Source organism: Algibacter pacificus (assembly GCF_008033385.1).
GTDB classification, from domain to species: Bacteria; Bacteroidota; Bacteroidia; order Flavobacteriales; family Flavobacteriaceae; genus Algibacter; species Algibacter pacificus.
Map to the genome: position 1 here is coordinate 286,662 of NZ_VOGY01000006.1, position 20,629 is coordinate 307,290.

The following is a 20,629-nucleotide window of genomic DNA, read 5'->3' on the forward strand; positions in this document are numbered from 1 at the left end:
AATATAAAATATATAATTATGAAAACAATTTTTAAATTTATAATAGGTGTATTTCTTTTGTTTATTGGCTTTTCTTGTGATGAGTCTAACGATCATTTATCAGGAATATCAATAGATACTGAAGATTTTACAATTGAAGCACCTCTTGTAGTAAAAAAACGAGATACCCTTGGATTTTTAAAGGGCAGCTCTAATAAAGGTGAAGTTACGTACTCTTTAATTTCTCAAACGCCAGAAAATAGTGTTGTTTTGGGGGTGAGATATGGAGAAATAATTGTTGAAAATCCAGAGTTTTTTAACTCAGATATTACAGATGAAGTTAATTTAGTAATTGAAGTTAAAAAACAACAAGAAACAAAAATATCCAACGTAACCATTCGCAGAAATTTAAACGATCCAGACGGCGATGGTGTTGAAAGTAACATGGACAGCGACCCAAACAGCCCTTGCTTACCTGTACAAGATGAAAATTATACCGGGTACAATTCTTATAATAGTATTTGGCGTGAGGCCGATTGTGACCAAGATGGTATTTCTAATATAGATGAATTAACTAATGGTACTAATCCGTATTTTGATGAATCGTCCATAGGAGATATCGATGGTGATGGACTTAAAGATGATGTAGATCCAGATCCAAATGATCCTTGTTTGCCAGAAAAATTTATTGGTTATCAAGGGTTCGATCCCGAGAACGACATTTGGGCTGCTGGAGACTGTAATGGTAATGGGATTTCTAATGGTGATGAAGTTGCCGCTGGAAGATCGCCTTATCCTTTTCCAAATTTACCCTGTAACGATATATTTAACTTCGAGCTAGAAAATTATGCGAGAGAGTTAAGAACGGTAGATTCTAACAACGGAGAAGGTGTTACTATAGGTGTTATTGGAGGAAATTGTGGTACTATCTTATTCACTGGAGGCAGTATCTTTAACCAAGGCTGTTTTAATGATGATGTGCGTATACCGTTCTTTTTTGAACCTGTAGATCAAACATCGTCAAATGGTAGAGTATTTGTAGAACTTACTGAATACTCCTGTTTAGCAGAAGACCGTGTATCTAGTAGAAAATTTACAGTAGAAGGTTTGGGAACTTACGCTGGAGCTTCTAGAACCGTAGAGTTAACGTATATCATTACACAACTAGGAGACGATATTCCAGATGATGAAAGAGTTACTACGGGAACACTTATTATTAGACCATTATAATCCAAAATAACAAGAAATATGAAAAACAAAATAAATATAAAATGGCCGCTTGTATTAGTTATTTTTACAATGGTTTTCAATTATTCGTGTGTAGATAATCATGAATTTATAAGTAGTGCAGCAGATAATGATGGTGATGGCGTACTTAATAGTTTAGACGAATTTCCTGATGATCCGTGTTTACCCGTTAAAGATGGTACATATACTGATTTCAATGTTTTTAATGCCGTTTGGCAAAGTGCAGATTGTGATGGAGATGGGGTCTCAAACGCAGATGAGTTTGAAGATAAAACCCGCAACCCCTACGTAAACGAGGATACCGATACCGATGGCGATGGCGTGCCAGATTTTTTAGATGAAGCACCACAAAACCCTTGTATACCCGAACAAGACGAAGGCTATCTTGGATTTAATGCAGATAATGATATATGGGGAAACTCAGATTGTGACGACGATGGTGTCTCTAATATAGATGAGTATATGAATGGAACAGATCCATATAAAGGCTGTAATTTAGATTTCGATTTTAGTAATTTTGAAGGCGAACTACAAGCCCGAGACTCTAATAATGGAGAGAATATTATAGTAGCTTCTTTATTAGATAGCTGTAACGAAATATTAATAAGCGGAGACTTTTTAAATTTAGGTTGTACCAATGAAAATATTGAGTTTATAGTGTTCTTAGATCCGTTTGTAGAAGGCGGAAATGAAGGGAATGCCCTTATCGAAAATGCTACTTTTAATTGTGTTAATGAAGCAGGTGATACTATAGAATATACATTTAATGCTTCAGGTTTTTTTAGTGGTAATGATGGGTTTATGGAATTTTTTGGCTATACCCTAACCGGAGATGGAGAAACCATTTCAGGAAATTTATTTATAGATCAAATTTCAGATGGTGGTGGAAACGAACGGGATAGATGTAGTTTTGAAGGCGAGTATAATAGTGTTGTAAATATTGATGGAAACGAAAGCTTTGGGGTTGGTATATTTACCCAAAATCCAGAAAATTGTTATGAATATATCCTTTCAGGAGACTTCTTAAACTTAGGTTGTAATAATGATTTTGAATTAGGGGTATTCTTTGGCGAAGAAGCAGGAGGCTCTGAAGTTATTATAGCCGAAAAAACTTTTACATGCGAATCGGATAGTGGAACCGTTGAATATACCTTTAGAGGCTTTGGAAGTTATTCTAATTCAGAAGGTTTTATAGAATTATCAGAATTTACATTAAAAACTTCAGATGGTACCGAAAAGAATGGTACTATATTTTTTGAAGCTTTATAAATAAAAAAATAATTAATAAAGTATTGAAAGAATGGAAAGATATGTTGTCATGATCTCTTTATTGCTGCTTGTATCGAGTTGTAGAAATGTTCAACCGGACAATTCGTTGCAAAATGATAGGTCTAAAGTTGCTCAAAGAATAAAGGACGAAATAAAACCTTTATTTAGAACCTCGATTACAGCAACAGAAATTGATTTTATTAAAGAAACCGATAATGATGCCTTTCTAAATCTTAAGTACATTGGTCAACAAACAAAAGAAATGCCAGGGGGACTTTCAGATGAAGGTTTAATAGATAATGGTACCTATGTGTTTAAAGCGCTTTTTTCCGATGATAAATCTGTTCAAATTTGGTTGCACAGTAGTTTTGGTAATAAAGAAAAAGCCAAAGCATACGCCGATAAATTAACAAGTAGGCTGGGTAAATTACCATCATTTATGCGTAATACTTTAAACCATGTTGTAATTCATACTGGCGATCATACGGCTTTTGCAGAAGATGAGGGTGGTTTTTTTGTGCTGTATTCCGATAATATGGATACAAGAATACGCAATAATGATCTAGAAGAAACCGTTTTTCATGAAACATGCCACGTTACATTCGATTTAAAATATGCGAAAAGTAAAATGTGGAAGAAACATCAGGAGGCAGATAAAACGTTCATCACAGAATACGCTAAAAGCAAACCCTATCAAGAAGATATTGCGGAAACAGCATTATTTGTTTACACCATGAAAACATATCCAAACAGATTATCAAAGGAAATAGAACAATGGATAAAAATTAATATTCCTAATAGGTATAAATTTTTAGAAATGTTCTTTTAAAGAAAGCTGAATAAAAAAAATAAATTATGAAATTAAATAGTTATTGTAGGATTTTTTATCTGTCTATCATATTAGTCTTTACTAATTGTGCTTCAGAAGATAAACCATTTATAAGAGAAGATCTTATAAATCAAGAAAATGGTAGTGATGACGAGAATACCAATGAGGGAGATAATACACCTTTATTTGAGTTTTCGGTATCTGGTACTGGTATCGATTATATTAAGTCTACAGATCCAGACACATTTTTAGCTATTGAGTATTTAGGACAATTTGCTAAAGAAATACCAGGAGTAGAACCCACACTAGACTCTAACGCTTATGTTTTTGAAGCGTCGTTTACTGATGGTAAAAAAATTGGTATTTGGTGTCGTAGTAATTTTGAAACTCTGCAACGCGCCACTGAGTATGCTAATAAATTAACAGACAAATTAGGTAAGTTACCTGTTTTTATGAGGGATGAATTAAGCCATGTAGCTGTGTTTTCTGGCGCAAGTCGAGCTTCTGCTGAACCCGATGGTAAATTTTTCTTTATCTCAGATAAGAGAATAGATGATAGACTAGCGGATAATCAACTCGAAGAAACGGTTTTTCATGAAACAACACATGTTTATTTTGAAAAAAGGTATGGAACAAGTACAACCTGGAAAAATGCCCAAAATACAGATGGTATTTTTGTAACCGAATATGCAGAGGATAATCCAAAGGTAGAAGACATACCTGAAACCGCCATATTTGTATACACCATGGTTAAATATCCAGGACGATTATCTCAAAATATTGAAAATTGGGTAAAAGAGAATATACCTAATCGGTATGAATTTTTAGAGACATTTTTTGAAGATTAAAATATGGAGTGTTGCGGTTGCTATTAATTGCGGGGGCACAAAAAAAATGTAAAAAGTTTAAAATATGGGAATAATAAAAGCTATATATGCACTTGTGTTTTTTTTCTCGCTAATTTCTAGCGATAAAAAAAATGACGGGTTTGCGGTTCGACAAGATTTAAAGGCAGAAAACGAAATTTCTTATAATGCTATTAATGTCCTTTCTAAGGATACCTTAAGAATACCCGTTGTGCATCATATATCTAGAGATAATAATGGTAATAATGCGGCTGTTTCAGAACAACGTATTAAAAAAATGATGAGGGATATAAATAAATATTATAAACCAGGAAAAATTCAATTTTTTACTAAAGCCATTAAATTTATTGATAGCACACCATGGAATACCCAATTTGTAAAACAAGATGATTTTACTGAAAGTAAAGTTTTAGCTTCATTTGAAGATGAAAATGCGTTAAATATATTTTATTTTATCAAATTATTAAATAGACGCCATGGTGAAATTACTGGCGGGTTGGGAGCAACAGCATTATTCCCAAATCAAGGTAATAACATAAAATTAAGTGCTACTTCTGTAGAAATTGAAAATACGGCAACAGCAACACACGAAATAGGACATTATTTAGGACTTTATCATATAGATGATGATTTTAAAGATAGCCAAGGAAGAATTGAGTTAGTCAACGGGTCTAATTGTGCAGAAGCAGGTGATAAAATTTGTGATACACCTGCTTCGCCAGGCCTTAAGGAATCTAACATGAAAAATTGTGTTTATATTGGAACAGAAACAGACCCTATTGGTGAAAAATACCATCCAGATACGTTTAACTTTATGACGTCATCGGGGAGAACCAGAGCAGATGATGCTGGTTTATGCAGAAGACATTTTAGCCCAGAACAAATAGAAAAAATGATTTCAGTATTAAATAATGAAAGGGCATATTTAATAACCAGAGGAGAATAATATTTCAAATATATTTTTCTATTCAGTAAGTTTAAAACCTATCTAAATTAAAATATTGTATCAATGAGAATATTAATTTGCAGTATATTTTTTACATTTTTAGCGATAAATAGTTACAGTCAAGAAGCTAAGCCATTATACATGCCACGAGAATTTCAAGAAGCCTACAAAAACAAAACACGGGCGTTTAATGGAGAGGTAGGAGAGAACTATTGGCAAAACTCTAGTGATTATGTTATAGAAGCAGAAATAGTTCCCGGTACCTGGAAAATTTACGGAAAACAAACCATATCATATACAAATAATAGTCCAGATAGTTTGTCTGAAATTGTTATTAAAATGTACCCTAACCATTATAAAAAAGGAGGCGTACGAGCTAATAAAATTCCTCTTGAAAATTTAACCAATGGCATGGTTATTTCAAACTTAAAGGTTAATGATGAGGTGGTTAATTTAGGTCTAGATGCATCGGTAAGTAATTTGGCTCACGCTACCAAAAAAAAGAATCCAAGCAACAATATATCGGTAAGTTATAATTCCACCTTTTTAACATTGGAATTTAACAATAAACCCATACCTCCAAATTCTACTACAAAATTGTCTATGGATTGGGAAACAGAAATGCCTTTAATTTATGTGAATAAAATAGGAGCTTATGATAAAGAAAGCGCTTTTATAGGCTATTGGTACCCTCAAATAGCAGTTTATGATGATATTGATGGTTGGGATAAAAATGAATATACAGGCGCCCAAGAATGTTATACCGATTTTGGCAATTTTAATGTAAAAATTAAAGTGCCAAAAGGGAATTATGTATTTGCAACTGGAGAATTATTAAATGCGGAAGCGGTATTGAGCCCGCAAGAATATGAAGCCTATATTTTATCAAAAACCAGCCCAGATAGTACCCGTATTTTAAATGCTAATACTAAAGATGAAATTGGAAATTCAAAATCTACATGGCATTTTAAAGCAAAACAAGTTAGAGATTTTGGGTTTGGAGTGTCTAACAATTTTAATTGGCTAGCAAATACCACATTAATTGAAGATAAAAAGGTGTCTTCCAATATTGTTTATAGTTATAAAGACGAAAAAAACCTTAGAGATCTTTTAAATACTCAACAAAAAAGTATTGAATATTTATCGAATGAATTACCGGGTGTTCCTTACCCATACCAAAGCTTTACATCATTTATTGGGGTGCCAGAATTTGATGGTATGGAATTTCCAATGATGGCAAATAACGGATTCTCAAAAAGAGAAATAAGTAATAACCTGATGACGTTTCATGAATTAGCACATACTTATTTACCACATTGGGTAGGGATAAACGAGGTAAAATATTCTTGGATGGAAGAAGGTTGGGCTACTTTTTTAACCTTTAAATTTTGCCAAAACTTTTATAAGGATACCGCATTTGAAAATTATGAATTACAACGCGCCATAAAAAGTTATAATAGAAGCGCGGGCAAGCAATGGGAAACCCCTTTGTTTAGTCCGTCAAATTATATGGTGGTTAGAAATATGCACTTTCAGCAATCGTATCGTAAACCTGCTTTTATGTATTTAGCTTTAGAATATCTATTGGGAGAGGAGCGTTTTAAAAGGTGTTTTAAAACCTATTTAAACAGATGGAAAGAAAAACACCCAACTCCTTTTGATTTTATGTTCACTTTTAATGATGTAAGTGGTGAAAATTTAAATTGGTTTTGGAAAAAGTGGGTTTTTGAATATGGTTATGCCGATTTGGGGTTAAAAAAAATAGAAGGTTCAAAAGTTGTATTAGAAAATGTAGGCGACTTGCCTGTACCCGTGTCTTTAAAATTAACTTATGCCAATAATAAAACCGCGATCATTAATAAAACACCAGAAATTTGGTCATCAGGAAAGTCTAGCGTATTTATAGAGATTGCAAATGTGGAAGGTTTGATTTCTGTAGAGTTAATTTCAGATTCATTTCCAGATGTTAATACCACCAATAACTTAATAGAAATAAAAAAATAGAGCGTTTTTATGGTGTTATTACGTCTTCATCAAAAGTAATAAAAGACCTGCTTTTAAACACAAATCCATACTACGTATCATATGAAAAAACTAGAGCTACATTGGCAAATATTAATTGGGATGATTGCTGGAATCCTATTCGGTTTCGGGATGACTCAAGTGGCGTGGGGGCAAGAATTTGTTTTAGACTGGATACAGCCTATTGGGAATATTTTTGTGAAACTTTTAAAATTAATTGCCATTCCTCTCATATTAGCATCCTTAGTAAAAGGTGTTTCCGATTTAAAAGATATCTCTAAGTTTAAAAGTATTGGGCTTCGTACCATAATAATTTATACCATAACTACATTGGTAGCAATTAGCATTGGCTTGTTAATAGTAAATATAGTGCAGCCTGGAAAGGGAATTCCGAAAGAAACTATAGATAAACTAATAGAAGCATATTCTGGTGATAGCGGTGTAACCTCCAAATTAGCAGAGGCCTCTATGCAGAAAGAAAGAGGACCATTACATTTTTTGGAAGACATTGTGCCAGATAATGCTATTTTTGCTATGAGTGATAATGGCTTAATGTTACAGGTTATCTTTTTTACTATTTTCTTAGGAATCTCCATTTTACTTATAGGGGAGGAAAAAGGAAAACCTTTAAAAAACTTTTTCGATTCTTTAAATGAAGCCGTTTTAAAAATGGTCGATTTAATTATGCTAACAGCCCCAATAGCGGTATTTGCGTTACTTGCAAATGTTGTTGTGTCGTCTAGCGATCCAGATTTGTTGATAGCGCTGTTAAAATACGCGGGTGTGGTTTTCTTAGGGCTTTCATTAATGATTGTTTTTTATTGTATTATGATATCTTTATTTACAGGTTATAGTCCGGTAAAATTTTTATCAAAGTTAAGCCCTGCACAGTTATTAGCTTTTTCAACAAGTTCTAGTGCAGCAACGCTTCCAGTAACTATGGAGCGAGTTGAAGAACATATTGGAGTAGATGCCGAGGTTTCAAGTTTTGTTTTACCTGTAGGTGCTACGGTTAATATGGACGGTACAAGTTTATATCAAGGTGTAGCCGCTGTATTTATTTCACAGGCATTGGGTTTTGATTTAACATTTGCAGATCAATTAACCATTGTGTTTACTGCTTTATTAGCATCCATAGGCTCTGCTGCTGTTCCTGGTGCTGGTATGGTGATGCTGGTAATTGTTTTGGAAGCTATAGGTTTTCCTTCGGATAAATTAGCTATTGGTTTAGCTTTAATTTTTGCCGTAGATCGTCCGTTAGATATGTGTCGTACTGTAGTTAATGTAACCGGAGACGCCACGGTATCTATGTTAGTGGCTAAATCTGTAGGGAAATTGGGTAAACCAAAAATTAGAAATTGGGATGACGCATTAACAAATAAATAATATACCCAATATAGTAAAATAGATAAAAAGAAAAGTTACAATACTTTCAGAGTGTAACTTATTTGCTTGTCGTTTAATGCTCATAGATAGAGCCACCTTACAGATTATTGTATCCTTTTTTGTCTTACAGTAGTAAAAACGATGAACTGATAATTGACCTAAAAACGAAAAGGCAGATATAAAAAGTACTAAGTTGTTTAATAAAAACACCTTTGTGTTTAAAGTCTGTTTTACAACGATGAAAAGGTTGGTATTTGTGAGCATAGTGCATTTGATAATAAATATGTGGTTACTTTTATTAAATATTTCGTTTATTGATTAGTCGTTTTAATAAGTATAGATATCATGTTTGTAAATCGTTTTTTCGTTAAGCCATACAGATCTATAATCAAAAGATGAATTTAGGAACACGAGCTAGCCTAATACATAAATAATTATATGCTATTGCACCCAGCTAAACCTTTAAATAGAAAATTAGAGTGTTTAGAGTTAGAGCGTATCACTTGCTTTAATACTGTATTGAAATAATTGTATAAGTAAATGACAAAATAAGTTTAATTAATTGCTTGAGGTCTTTCTAATTTTGAAAAAACAGAAAAACACAATTAATTGAACATTAATAAAATATCAATTTCAGAAAAAATAGGTTATGCCTTAGGTGATGGTGCAGCTAATATTGCATGGCGGGGCGTTGCTACTTTTTTATTCGTATTTTATACCGATGTGTTTGGTTTAAGTCCAGTAACTGTTGGTGTACTTTTTTTAGTAGCGCGTTTTAGTGACGGTATTAGCGATATTTTAATGGGAATTATTGGCGATAGAACCAAATCTAAATATGGTAAATTTCGCCCTTGGATATTATGGACGGCTATTCCTTTAGGAGTAATTTTATCATTGTTGTTTACCGTTCCCGATTTAAACGACTCGGGAAAAATACTATATGCATATAGTACTTACATACTTTTTACATTAATCTATACGGCAAATAATATTCCTTATGGCGCTCTAATGGCTGTTATGACAGGCGATGATAAAGAGCGAACATCTTTAGGGTCTTATAGAATGGTAGGTGCTTTTGGTGGCGGGATGTTTGTACAAGGTGCGTTATTGTTTTTAGTGCTTTATTTTGGTAATGTAAATCCTAGTATTACACTTAATAAGTTAGAACCTAGTACTTATGAGGTTAATGTATCTGTTCCTCGAAATGTAGAAAGTGTAAATATTAAAACAGAGCACGGTGTTGCTTTGTTTTCTTGGGCAAATTCTTCTTTTAATCTTCAAGACTCTATTCCTTCAGTTAAAAAAAGCTTCTCGGTAGAGGCCAATAAAAATTATAGTTTTATTGTAACAGGTGAAAAGGATTTAACACCAGCATCCTTTTCAATTATAGATCAAAGGCAAGGGTATAGTAATTCGATATATTTTATGTCTATATTTCTTACCTTGTTTATGTTGGTGACGTTCTATACCACTAAAGAAAGGGTACAACCTCCTAAAACTCAAAAAAATAATTTAAAACAAGATTTTAAAAACTTACTTAAAAACAAACCTTGGTTAATTTTATTAGGCGTAGGTCTATTATTTAATATATATAATTCTATTAAACAAGGTATTGTTATTATCTATTTTTCTCATTATTTAAACCATCAAATACTGGCAGCCTCTTTTTTAATAGGCCTTATGTTTGCATCTATTGCAGGGGCCATGCTTACTGCACCAATAGGAAAGCGATTTGGTAAAAAAACAGTATTTATATCCGCTTTGCTATGCTCTGGTGGGGTCAATGCTTTACTGTTTTTTTGTGCCCCAACCGATATAGAAATTATTTTTATTTTAGGCATGCTTTCCGAACTAGCGTCGGCCATATTTGCAACATTGTTTTTTGTTATGTTGGCAGATGTTGCAGATTATTCAGAATTTAAAAATACTAGACGTGCCACAGGGCTTATATATTCGGCAGGATCATTTGCTACTAAGTTTGGTGGTGGCATAGCAGGAGCCATTATAGGTTTTGTTCTTGGTGCTTTTAATTATAATGGGCAAGACCCTGCTGCTATCCAAGGGGCTATTCCCGGCATTATAATGTTAATGAGTTGGATTCCTTTAGTTATTGCTTTAATTGCCGCAGGCTTAATGCTCTTATATCCATTAACACAAGCCAAAATAGATGAGATTACTCTAGAATTACAAACCCGAAGACTAAAGGAATAAGATATTAAAAATTAAATTTTCACTATATGAAATACGGACATTTTGATGATGAAAATAGAGAGTATGTAATTACTAACCCAAAAACACCTTACCCGTGGATTAATTACCTGGGAAATGAGGATTTCTTCTCGTTAACATCAAACACAGCTGGTGGTTATACGTTTTATAAGGACGCCAAATTTAGACGGTTAACACGTTATAGATATAACAATGTCCCTATTGATGATGGTGGTAAATATTTTTATATTAAAGATCAAGATACAACCTGGTGCCCAGGATGGAAACCAGTTAAAACAACATTAGATAGTTACGAGTGCCGCCATGGTATGAGCTATACCAAATTTAAAAGTTCTAAAAATGGTGTTCATGCAGAAGTGCTTCAATTTATACCTCTAGGGTTTTGGGGAGAAATTCAAAAAGTAAGTATTAAAAATACCACTTTAAATGTGAAAAAACTTAAACTATTCTCTTTTATTGAATGGTGCTTATGGAATGCTGAAGATGATATGACTAATTTTCAAAGGAATTTTAATACCGGTGAAGTAGAAATTGAAGATGCTGTAATTTACCATAAAACCGAGTTTAAAGAACGACGAAACCACTATGCCTTTTATTCTGTGAATTCAAAAATTAATGGTTTTGATACCGATAGAGAGTCCTTCCTTGGGTTATACAATGGTTTTGATGCGCCCGATGTAGTTGCCGATGGACAAGCTAAAAATAGTATAGCCCACGGTTGGTCGCCTGTGGCCTCGCATTATATTGAAGTCGAACTACAACCAGGAGAACAAAAAGACTATGTTTTTATGCTTGGTTATGTTGAAGTGGAGGATGATAATAAATGGGAAAGCAATTCTGTAATCAATAAAAAGCCAGCAAAGGACATGATTGCAAAATTTGATACGGTTGAAAAAGTAACTGCAGCATTTAATGCTTTAAGGGCCTATTGGGATAATTTATTAGGGAAAATTAATATTCAATCTGGTGAAAATAAGCTCGATAGAATGGTAAATATCTGGAATCAATACCAATGTATGGTAACCTTTAATATGTCGCGTTCGGCTTCATATTTCGAATCGGGAATTGGTCGCGGTATGGGGTTTAGAGATTCTAATCAGGATTTAATAGGCTTTGTGCATCAAATTCCAGAGCGTGCAAGGGAGCGTATCGTTGATATTGCTTCAACCCAATTTGAAGATGGTTCGTGTTATCATCAATATCAACCATTAACAAAAAAAGGGAATGCTGTTTTAGGTGGTAATTTTAACGATGATCCGCTATGGTTAATACTTTCAACTACAGAGTATATTAAAGAAACAGGCGATTTTGCTTTACTAGATGAACTCGTGCCTTTTGATAATGATATGAACAGAGCAAAACCTCATTTCGATCATTTAAAAGCGTCATTTTATCATGTTGTTAATAATTTAGGCCCACATAACTTACCTTTAATTGGGCGGGCCGATTGGAATGATTGTTTAAATTTAAACTGTTTTTCTAAAGATCCTAATGAATCCTTTCAAACCACAGGAAATAAAAAAGATGGAAAAGCCGAAAGTGTAATGATAGCAGGTCTTTTTGTGGTGTATGGAAAAGAATTTGTAAAATTATGTCATCAAATTGGAAAAACAACCGAAGCCTTAGAGGCGCAAACCCATATAGATTGTATGATTGAAGCCGTTAAAAACTACGGTTGGGATGGTGATTGGTATTTACGGGCTTATGATTATTATGGGAATAAAGTAGGAACTAATGATAGTGAGGAAGGTAAAATTTTTATAGAATCGCAAGGTTGGTGTGCTATGGCCGAAATTGGCAAGGAAGACGGAATGGTTGAAAAATCGTTAAATGCAGTAAAAACCCATTTAGATTCCGATTATGGTATTGTTTTAAATAGTCCAGCATTTACAAAATATTACATAGAATACGGCGAAATTTCTACTTATCCTAAAGGATATAAAGAAAATGGTGGCGTGTTTTGCCACAATAACCCTTGGGTCATGATTGGTGAAACCATGATAGGTCGTGGTGATGAGGCCTTTAATTATTACTCTAAAATTGCACCTAGTTTTTTAGAAGATATATCAGAATTACACAAAGTGGAACCGTATGTATATTGCCAAATGATAGCTGGTAAAGAAGCCTTTAAACCTGGTGAAGCTAAAAATTCCTGGTTATCGGGCACAGCGTCTTGGAATTTTTATGCTATTACACAGTATATTTTGGGTGTAAAACCAGACTACAATGGACTTTCTATAAATCCATGTATTCCAAAAAAATGGCATGGTTTTAAAATCAAAAGGGTCTTTAGAGGCGTTACCTATTATATAGAAGTAAAAAATCCAAACCATGTAAGTAAAGGGGTAGAACAAATTTTAGTAAACGGCAAAGCTATTAAAACTGCAATTGTTCCCATTCTGGAGCAAGGCAAGGCACACCACATTACTGTAATTATGGGGTAATAGTAGGGCCATTTTAAAAGCTTTTAAACTATTTTAATATTTGTGCTACGAAAGCGTTTTTATAGCACGCGTTTGGTTCCTATAAATTCATTTCTAAATTCTTTTGGTGTACATTTTTTTGCCTTTTTAAATTGTCTGTTAAAATTAGCAATATTATTAAACCCACATCTAAAGCTAATTTCTCCTATGCTTTGATCTGTTTCTAAAAGCCATCTACTAGCAAAACTAATTCTAGTGTCGTTAATATAGGAAATAAAGGTTTTGCCTGTTCGTTTTTTTATAAACCTATTGAATGATACAGGGCTCATATTTACCAATTCGGAGATTTCGGCTAAAGTAATGGTTCTACTAAAGTTTTCTTGAATGTACTCGTAAACCTTTTTTATTTTGTCGCTATTATGAAAATCAATATGTTCAGAGCAATAGTTAGAGAGTAACCGTTGGCCTTCAGATTTTGCCAATTCATCAAGTATCGAAATAAACTCTAAATAGTATTTTATGCCAATAATTTTTGGTAGTGTCATTAATCTAGGCATAATGTTAACTGTAGTTTCTCTAGAAAATAAAATGCCGTGTTTAGAGCGGTTAAACATGTCTTTTATAGGTTTAAAAATACTTCTAGATAGTGTTTTTTCATTCAATAAATCATTATGAATATGCATAGTAATTTCGTAAATTTCTTTGCATTTACAGTTATGTAGTTCCCAACCATGCACTATGTTAGGGCCTACAAGAACTAATTCCAAATCGTCTATAGTTTCAATACTATCACCAATAATTCGTCTAACTCCTTTGCCTCTATAAATAAAGTTAAGTTCGTATTCTGGATGAAAATGTATAGGAAAATCAAAATCATCTTTTACTCGTTCTTCTACCAAAAAGCTATCTTCTGGTATAAGTCGGGTAATTTCTCGGTGCGCATTTCGAATCATATTAAATTATTTTTATTTAAACATCATAAAAATGTTAATAGATGACATAAATATACAAATAAATGATAATTTAATATTAATAATTCAATAATAGCTGGTGTAGTTTTGTAGTAATATAAACCTGTTTTTAGTAAAATAGGAACGTATTATCAGCATTAACTAAACTAAATATATATGAAAATTCAAACTTTAAGACACATTTTTTTTCTAGTATTTTTTTCTTGTTGTACTTATGTACAGGCACAAAAAATAATAGGGACGGTCTCTGATGGTAATGGACCATTGCCTGGCGCATCGGTTCTTGTTAAAGGAACAAGTAATGGAACAACTACCGATTTTGATGGGAAGTTCAGCTTAGATAATTTGTCTGCAAATGCCGTACTTCAAATTAGTTATATGGGGTACAACTCACAGGAGATTGCAATTAATAACCAAACCTCTATTAATATTGTTTTGGTTGAAGATGCCAGCCAATTAGAGGAGGTTGTTGTTGTTGGGTATGGTACGCAAAAGAAAAGCTTAGTAACAGGGGCTATTTCTAGTATAAAGTCTAGCGATATTCAAAACAATGCATCGACCAGAGTAGAACAAGCCATACAAGGAAAAGTTTCTGGTATTTCTGTTTTAAGTAACTCGGGTTCACCGGGTGCGGCATCAAAAATAAGGATTAGAGGTACAGGTTCTAATGGTAATTCAGATCCTATTTACATTGTCGATGGAATGAAAACCAGTAGTATTGATAATATTGATGGAGGTGATATTCAATCTATTGAAGTGTTAAAAGATGCAGCTTCTTCTGCTATTTATGGTACCGAAGGGGCTAACGGTGTTGTGCTTATTACCACAAAATCTGGTAAAAATTACGATAAACCGGTTATATCATATAATTCGCAATTTGGGTTTCAGTCGGAGCGCACACAAATGACATTAATGAATGAAACCCAATATAGAACGTATTTAAATGAGGCTGGTGTTCAAAACATTTCTTCTAATGGTATTAATACCAATTGGTTAAATGAAGTGTTTGAAAATGCCTGGGTAGAAAAACATCATTTAAGTTTTGCTGGTGGCTCAGAGAAATCAACTTATTTGCTTTCGGGATCTTATACAAATCAAGATGGTATCGTTGGTGGTGATCGCGCTAATTTTAAACGCTATACGGCACGATTAAATTCTAAGCATAAAATGAACGATTGGTTAGAAGTAGGAAACAACCTGTCTTACTCTAATACCAGTAGAGGCGTTATTGTTGAAGATGACGAATATAGAAGCATATTAAATAACGCCTTATTAATGGATCCATTAACACCTGTAACTTATAACGATGGCGTGCCGTCCAATGTGGCAAACTTAGCAAATAGTGGCTTAACAATTCTGTCCGATAAAAACGGAGATTATTATGGCTTACCAGCCTATGTTACAGGGGAAATTGCAAACCCTTTAGCCATGTTAACCATTCAGAATAAAAACATTAAAACCGATAAAATATTAGGTACATTTTTTGCAAATTTAACTCCAATTGAAGGTTTGGTAATAACTTCAAGATTAGGAATAGACGTAAATTACGCTGTAGAACATAACTGGGATCCTGTTTATTATGTATCGTCAGAACGACAAAACTCAATTGCAACCGTTGATGATAATATTACCAAAACAAGTTCTTGGTTATGGGAAAATTTTGCAACTTATACAAATACCTATAAAAAACATGATTATACAATTTTGTTAGGTACAACTGCCGAAAAATACCAATCGCCCGATTTCTATCTATTCTCTGGCCCTATGCCTAAAGCCGGAGATAATTATGCTTACCACGATTATTCTCAAGATGATGATCTTGATAAAACAGGAGGGAGTTATGTAGAAAAAAGAAAAAGATCTGTATTTGGAAGGTTCTCATACTCATACGATGAAAAATACCTTTTAGAAGGTACTTTACGTTACGATGAGTCTAGTGCTTTTTCTGAAGCAAATAAAGGTGCTTATTTCCCATCGCTATCTGCCGGTTGGGTAATGTCTAATGAATCCTTTTGGAAAGAAGATTCTAAAATAAACTATTTAAAAATGCGTGCTAGTTGGGGGCAAGTGGGAAGCGATCAAAACTTATACGGAAATGAAGACTTACAATTTTACACTAGTGAAGGGGTTAAAATACCCGATGGTAATGGTGGTTTTCTACCGGGTTATGAGGCCGATGATCTTCCAAATGCAGATTTAACTTGGGAAACATCCGAACAATTAGATTTAGGTATGGATTTAAGAGCTTTTGATGGAAAATTAAGTTTTACAACAGATTATTATCATAAAAAAACTAAAGATTTAATAGTTAGTGGTAATGGTCTAATTCCCTTGTCTGTAGGACGTAATTTTGGTAGTTTTAACGGGGGTACCGTATCCAACAAAGGTTGGGAGTTCGAATTGGGATACCATAATACATTTGGAGATTTTTCTTATGGTGTCAATGTAAACTTATCTACACTTAAAAATGAAGTTACCCAATTGGCTGTAGATTCTCCAATAGATGGTGTAAATGTTAGAGGTTTTGATACCACACGTTTTGAAGAAGGCCAGCCCATTTGGTATTACAGAGGTTACAAAACCAACGGTATAGATGATACCACCGGAGAACCTATCATTGTCGATGTAGACGGTAGCGGCGATATTACTGCAAATGATATTACCAATATTGGCGATCCTCACCCAGATTTATTATACGGCGGACAAATTAATTTAGGTTATAAAAATTGGGATTTTAATATCAATTTTCAAGGTGTTCAAGGTAATGAAATTTATATGTTATGGAACAGAACAGATAGACCGTACTCTAATAAACCAGCCTTTTTATTTGATGGCAGATGGACAGGGGGTGGAAGTAAAGCTTCGTACCCAAAAGCAGATGTTAGTAGTGATTACTTATACCGAAGCGATTTAATGGTGGGCGATGGATCTTACATGAGAATTAAACAAATTCAACTCGGTTATTCGCTACCTTCCCAACTACTAGAAAAACTAAAAATAGATCGCTTACGCCTTTCTTTATCTGTAGAAAACTATTTCACCATTACAAACTACCAAGGCCTAGACCCCGAAGCTGGTAGTACAGATAATTTAAGTCAAGGTATTGATAGAGGGGTATATCCAATACCAGGGAAAATAATTTTTGGTTTATCTGTAAACCTATAATCTTAATTTAAAGTATTAAAACAATGAAAAAATATATAAAAATTATAGCATTAGGTATTTTAATCGTGTTTAATTACACCGCATGTAGTCGTGACTTTACAGAAGTAGAACCTATAGGAAAGGTAAATGAAGCCGATTTTTTATCCACCGATGCTGAAGCTGAATCTGTAATATTTGGCATATACGATCTCATGGCTTGGAATTATAATAGAGATTGGAATAGCGCCTTTTTTATAAAAATATTACCAGGAGATATGGCAAATGCCGGAAGTACTATTGGAGATCAACCAGCATTACAACAACTTGATGATTTTGAGTATGTGGCCGATAATCCAGTTATTACAGGAGTTTGGGAAGGATTCTATAAAACCATTGGTCTTGCCAATGTGCTTATTGAAAAACTAGAACTTTCAAACCTGAGTACAAAAGATAAATTTATTGCCGAAGCCAAATTTTTACGAGCATATAGCTATTTTGAATTAGTCACTTTATATGGGGGTGTACCTTTAAGAATTTCAACCCCAACATCTATAGATGATTTTGCTTTAGCACGATCCACCAAAAGTGAAGTGTATACGCAAATTGAATCAGATTTAAAAGATGCCATTAATGGATTAGCTACTAAATCTGCAATAGCACAACCGTTTAGAATTTCAAAAGAAGCGGCAGAGGCCGTATTGGGTAAAGTGTATTTATTTCAAGAAAAATATGATTTAGCAGCCGTTGAATTTGAAAAAGTAATTGCATCAAAAGCTTTTGATCTAGAACCAGACTATGCCGATGTTTGGAGTTCAAGTTCCGAAAACGGGAAAGAATCGCTAATTGAGTTAACCTATGTAAGTACAGAAGCCTATAGCTGGGGTAATTTTCCTTGGGGTGAACGTCCTGAAAGTAATATTCACGCCCAGTTGATGGGGCCAAGAGGAGGTGTTTTTGATGTTGCCGCTATTGGAGTTGCTAATGGCTGGGGGTTTAATTTACCAACCGCTAAAATAGGAGCAGCATTTGATACTGCTGGCGATATGATACGTAAAAATGCCACATTAATATCCGAAGAAGATTTAGTTGCGGCAGGAGGTAAGGTTACTCCTCCAGATACAGGAATTCATGATTATGAAGGTTACGTACGGTTAAAATATACCACAAGACCAGAAGATACTGCTGGACCAACTACTGAATTAAATTTTGGTATTAACTGGAGACTTTTAAGGTATGCCGATGTGTTATTAATGGCTGCAGAAGCGTATCATAAAAATAATGAAGATTCTAAAGCATTAATAGAATTAAATAAGGTAAGAAGCAGAGCTAACCTTCCAGATGTTACAGCAACCGGAACAGCGCTTTTTGATGCTATTGTTAAAGAACGACAGTTAGAACTCGCTTTTGAAGGCCAACGTTTTTGGGATTTAATACGTTGGGGATTGGCCGAAACCGAACTTTCAAACTTAGGGTACACCTCTAAAAATGAAGTGTTTCCAATTCCTGCCAATGAAATAAGTAGAAACACACTTATTAGTCAAGAAGATCAAAATCCAGGATATTAGTTTAAAAGTGAGTAATTAGTTTTGTTTTGGGAAAAGGCAGTATGTTAACACAAATACTGCCTTTTATTTTTAAGTACCATTTATACCGGAATGTAAAGGCTTTAACCTGAAATTGCTAAATTTAACAATTTTCAAATCTTCATATAACTAACCTTTAAAAAAAAACACCGAACACAGCGATTTTAAGTATTTAATTTCTCAAGAGGCTAAGTATATTTGTGATATAAATATTTATTTCAAATTTATGAAAACGCTAAAACTTCCAATACAGGTAGAAACAGAACTTAAAAAGGTGTCAAAAGTCGCAGGCTATTTATGGCAACGCGAATGGGCAGAGCGCAATGCCGGAAATATATCCATAAATTTAACATCTTTTTTTTCTAAAGAAGACGTTCAAGGTATTGGTACAGAAGTATCTTTTAATTTCCCTAAATCATCAGCAGGATTTATTATTTACATAACTGGTACAGGATGTTATTTACGAGATTTGGTAGATAAATTAGAAGAGGTATCTTGTATGCTTTATATTAATGAAGACGCTACGGCCTATTCCATTATTTGGGGTGGAAAACGTAATAATTTCGCTCCTACCTGCGAGTTAATTTCTCATGCCAGTATTCACCTATTTAATGCACAACATCAGCCAGAAAATTTAGCGGTAGTCCATACACATCCTTTAGAATTAATTTGTATGAGTCACCACGAATTATTTAATGATGAAGAAGAATTAAACAGGCAAATTTGGATGATGTGCCCCGAGGTGAAAGTATTTGTTCCTAAAGGCATTCACTGTACGCCATATGCTTTATCCAGCACAGCCGCTTTAGCCGAAGTGACTATGGAAGCGTTTAAAACCAGAAACGTATCCCTATGGGAAAAACACGGGGCAACAGCAACCGCTCCGGATGTTATGAAAGCATGGGACTTTTTAGATGTGGCGAACAAAGGCGCTAAATTGCTAATGATGTGTTGGGCAGCAGGATTTAAACCTGTAGGTTTATCGAACGCACAGTTAACCGAATTAGAACAGTTTACCTAATAAAAAATATGTAGTTGCTTAAAAGTGATCCAAGTATATAAAGGCTATCAGGTTTACTTAGACAATAGATAATTTAAAAAACTTTTTTAGGACTTCAAGTGTATTATAATCATTGTTTTATAGGTGGTATTAACAGCCACAAACCAACAACAGGATTAATTTTTATCCAATAGGTTCCAATTGGTATCGGCTTTACGTTTTAACGTATTGGGCTTTTCTTGTAATCAGTATTTTAAGGAGTTAATTCCCCACGAATTATAAAACAAGTATAGTTTTCCATCTCGTATTTCATAGGTTTTAGGGGCGATATAAACTATTTCGTTTTACAGCTATGGCACAAGCACAATAGTCGCCATATTGTGGAATATACTTTTTGGGGTTTTAATTAAAAGCGTCTAAATGGCATTGTGTAGCAAATTAAAAACAATCGCCTTTATAGGTGCTTACATAGGTGTCCAGGCCTTTTTCTGGATGGTTATTTAAATATAAAACCACATCAAAACCAGCTATAACAAAGCCTTTTTTGTGTAGAAATCTATATTTTGGGCAGCCATAGCATATACAAAGGTTAAAAAAGCAATACCGAGTAGATTTTTATTTTGATGCATAGTATATAATTGTAGGCTTCCCTAAAAATGGGACAGTAATTAATTCGAATTTATTAACTTTAAATTCAAACTGTCACAATGAAAAACAGCAAATTTAGTGAGAGC

At 33.8% G+C, this 20,629-nt stretch carries 13 protein-coding genes; 12 read left to right on the forward strand and 1 reads right to left on the reverse strand.

The window, feature by feature from the left end; all coding sequences use genetic code 11:
* Positions 1-18: 18 nt before the first annotated feature.
* From FQU21_RS11265 to FQU21_RS11305, 9 genes are all read left to right on the forward strand, one after another.
* Entirely contained in the window at positions 19-1,209 is a 1,191-nt protein-coding gene (locus FQU21_RS11265) for a hypothetical protein (RefSeq protein WP_147678108.1), read from the forward strand.
* Between the two features lie 18 nt (positions 1,210-1,227).
* On the forward strand, positions 1,228-2,496 hold the full coding sequence (locus tag FQU21_RS11270) for a hypothetical protein (protein ID WP_147678109.1): 1,269 nt from the start codon (positions 1,228-1,230) through the stop codon (positions 2,494-2,496).
* A gap of 31 nt (positions 2,497-2,527) precedes the next feature.
* On the forward strand, positions 2,528-3,325 hold the full coding sequence (locus FQU21_RS11275; RefSeq protein ID WP_147678110.1) for a hypothetical protein: 798 nt from the start codon (positions 2,528-2,530) through the stop codon (positions 3,323-3,325).
* A 26-nt stretch (positions 3,326-3,351) separates the two neighbouring features.
* A complete protein-coding gene (locus FQU21_RS11280; protein WP_147678111.1) occupies positions 3,352-4,173 on the forward strand; it encodes a hypothetical protein in 822 nt (273 codons plus the stop codon).
* Positions 4,174-4,237: 64 nt separating this feature from the next.
* Positions 4,238-5,137 carry a M43 family zinc metalloprotease gene (locus FQU21_RS11285; protein WP_147678112.1) on the forward strand — a complete coding sequence of 300 codons (900 nt, stop codon included), beginning with the start codon at positions 4,238-4,240 and terminating at the stop codon, positions 5,135-5,137.
* A gap of 63 nt (positions 5,138-5,200) precedes the next feature.
* Positions 5,201-7,141, forward strand: a complete 1,941-nt coding sequence (locus FQU21_RS11290; RefSeq protein WP_147678113.1) for a M1 family metallopeptidase — start codon at positions 5,201-5,203, stop codon at positions 7,139-7,141.
* An 81-nt stretch (positions 7,142-7,222) separates the two neighbouring features.
* Entirely contained in the window at positions 7,223-8,545 is a 1,323-nt protein-coding gene (locus FQU21_RS11295; protein WP_147678114.1) for a dicarboxylate/amino acid:cation symporter, read from the forward strand.
* A gap of 609 nt (positions 8,546-9,154) precedes the next feature.
* Positions 9,155-10,756, forward strand: a complete 1,602-nt coding sequence (locus FQU21_RS11300; protein WP_147678115.1) for an MFS transporter — start codon at positions 9,155-9,157, stop codon at positions 10,754-10,756.
* A 26-nt stretch (positions 10,757-10,782) separates the two neighbouring features.
* A complete protein-coding gene (locus FQU21_RS11305) occupies positions 10,783-13,218 on the forward strand; it encodes a glycoside hydrolase family 94 protein (protein ID WP_147678116.1) in 2,436 nt (811 codons plus the stop codon).
* 59 nt (positions 13,219-13,277) lie between these two features.
* On the opposite strand, the gene FQU21_RS11310 is transcribed toward FQU21_RS11305, so the two are convergent.
* Complete coding sequence (locus FQU21_RS11310; protein WP_147678117.1) at positions 13,278-14,150, reverse strand: AraC family transcriptional regulator; 873 nt, start codon at positions 14,148-14,150, stop codon at positions 13,278-13,280.
* 174 nt (positions 14,151-14,324) lie between these two features.
* Between FQU21_RS11310 and FQU21_RS11315 the strand changes: the two genes are divergently transcribed.
* The 3 genes from FQU21_RS11315 (at position 14,325) to rhaD (ending at position 19,916) form a co-directional block, all read left to right on the forward strand.
* Positions 14,325-17,333: a SusC/RagA family TonB-linked outer membrane protein gene (locus tag FQU21_RS11315; RefSeq protein ID WP_147678118.1), complete on the forward strand. Its 3,009-nt coding sequence runs from the start codon at positions 14,325-14,327 to the stop codon at positions 17,331-17,333.
* Between the two features lie 23 nt (positions 17,334-17,356).
* Positions 17,357-18,877, forward strand: a complete 1,521-nt coding sequence (locus FQU21_RS11320; protein ID WP_147678119.1) for a RagB/SusD family nutrient uptake outer membrane protein — start codon at positions 17,357-17,359, stop codon at positions 18,875-18,877.
* 244 nt (positions 18,878-19,121) lie between these two features.
* Positions 19,122-19,916 carry a rhamnulose-1-phosphate aldolase gene (gene rhaD, locus FQU21_RS11325; protein ID WP_147678120.1) on the forward strand — a complete coding sequence of 265 codons (795 nt, stop codon included), beginning with the start codon at positions 19,122-19,124 and terminating at the stop codon, positions 19,914-19,916.
* The last annotated feature ends 713 nt before the right edge of the window (positions 19,917-20,629 follow it).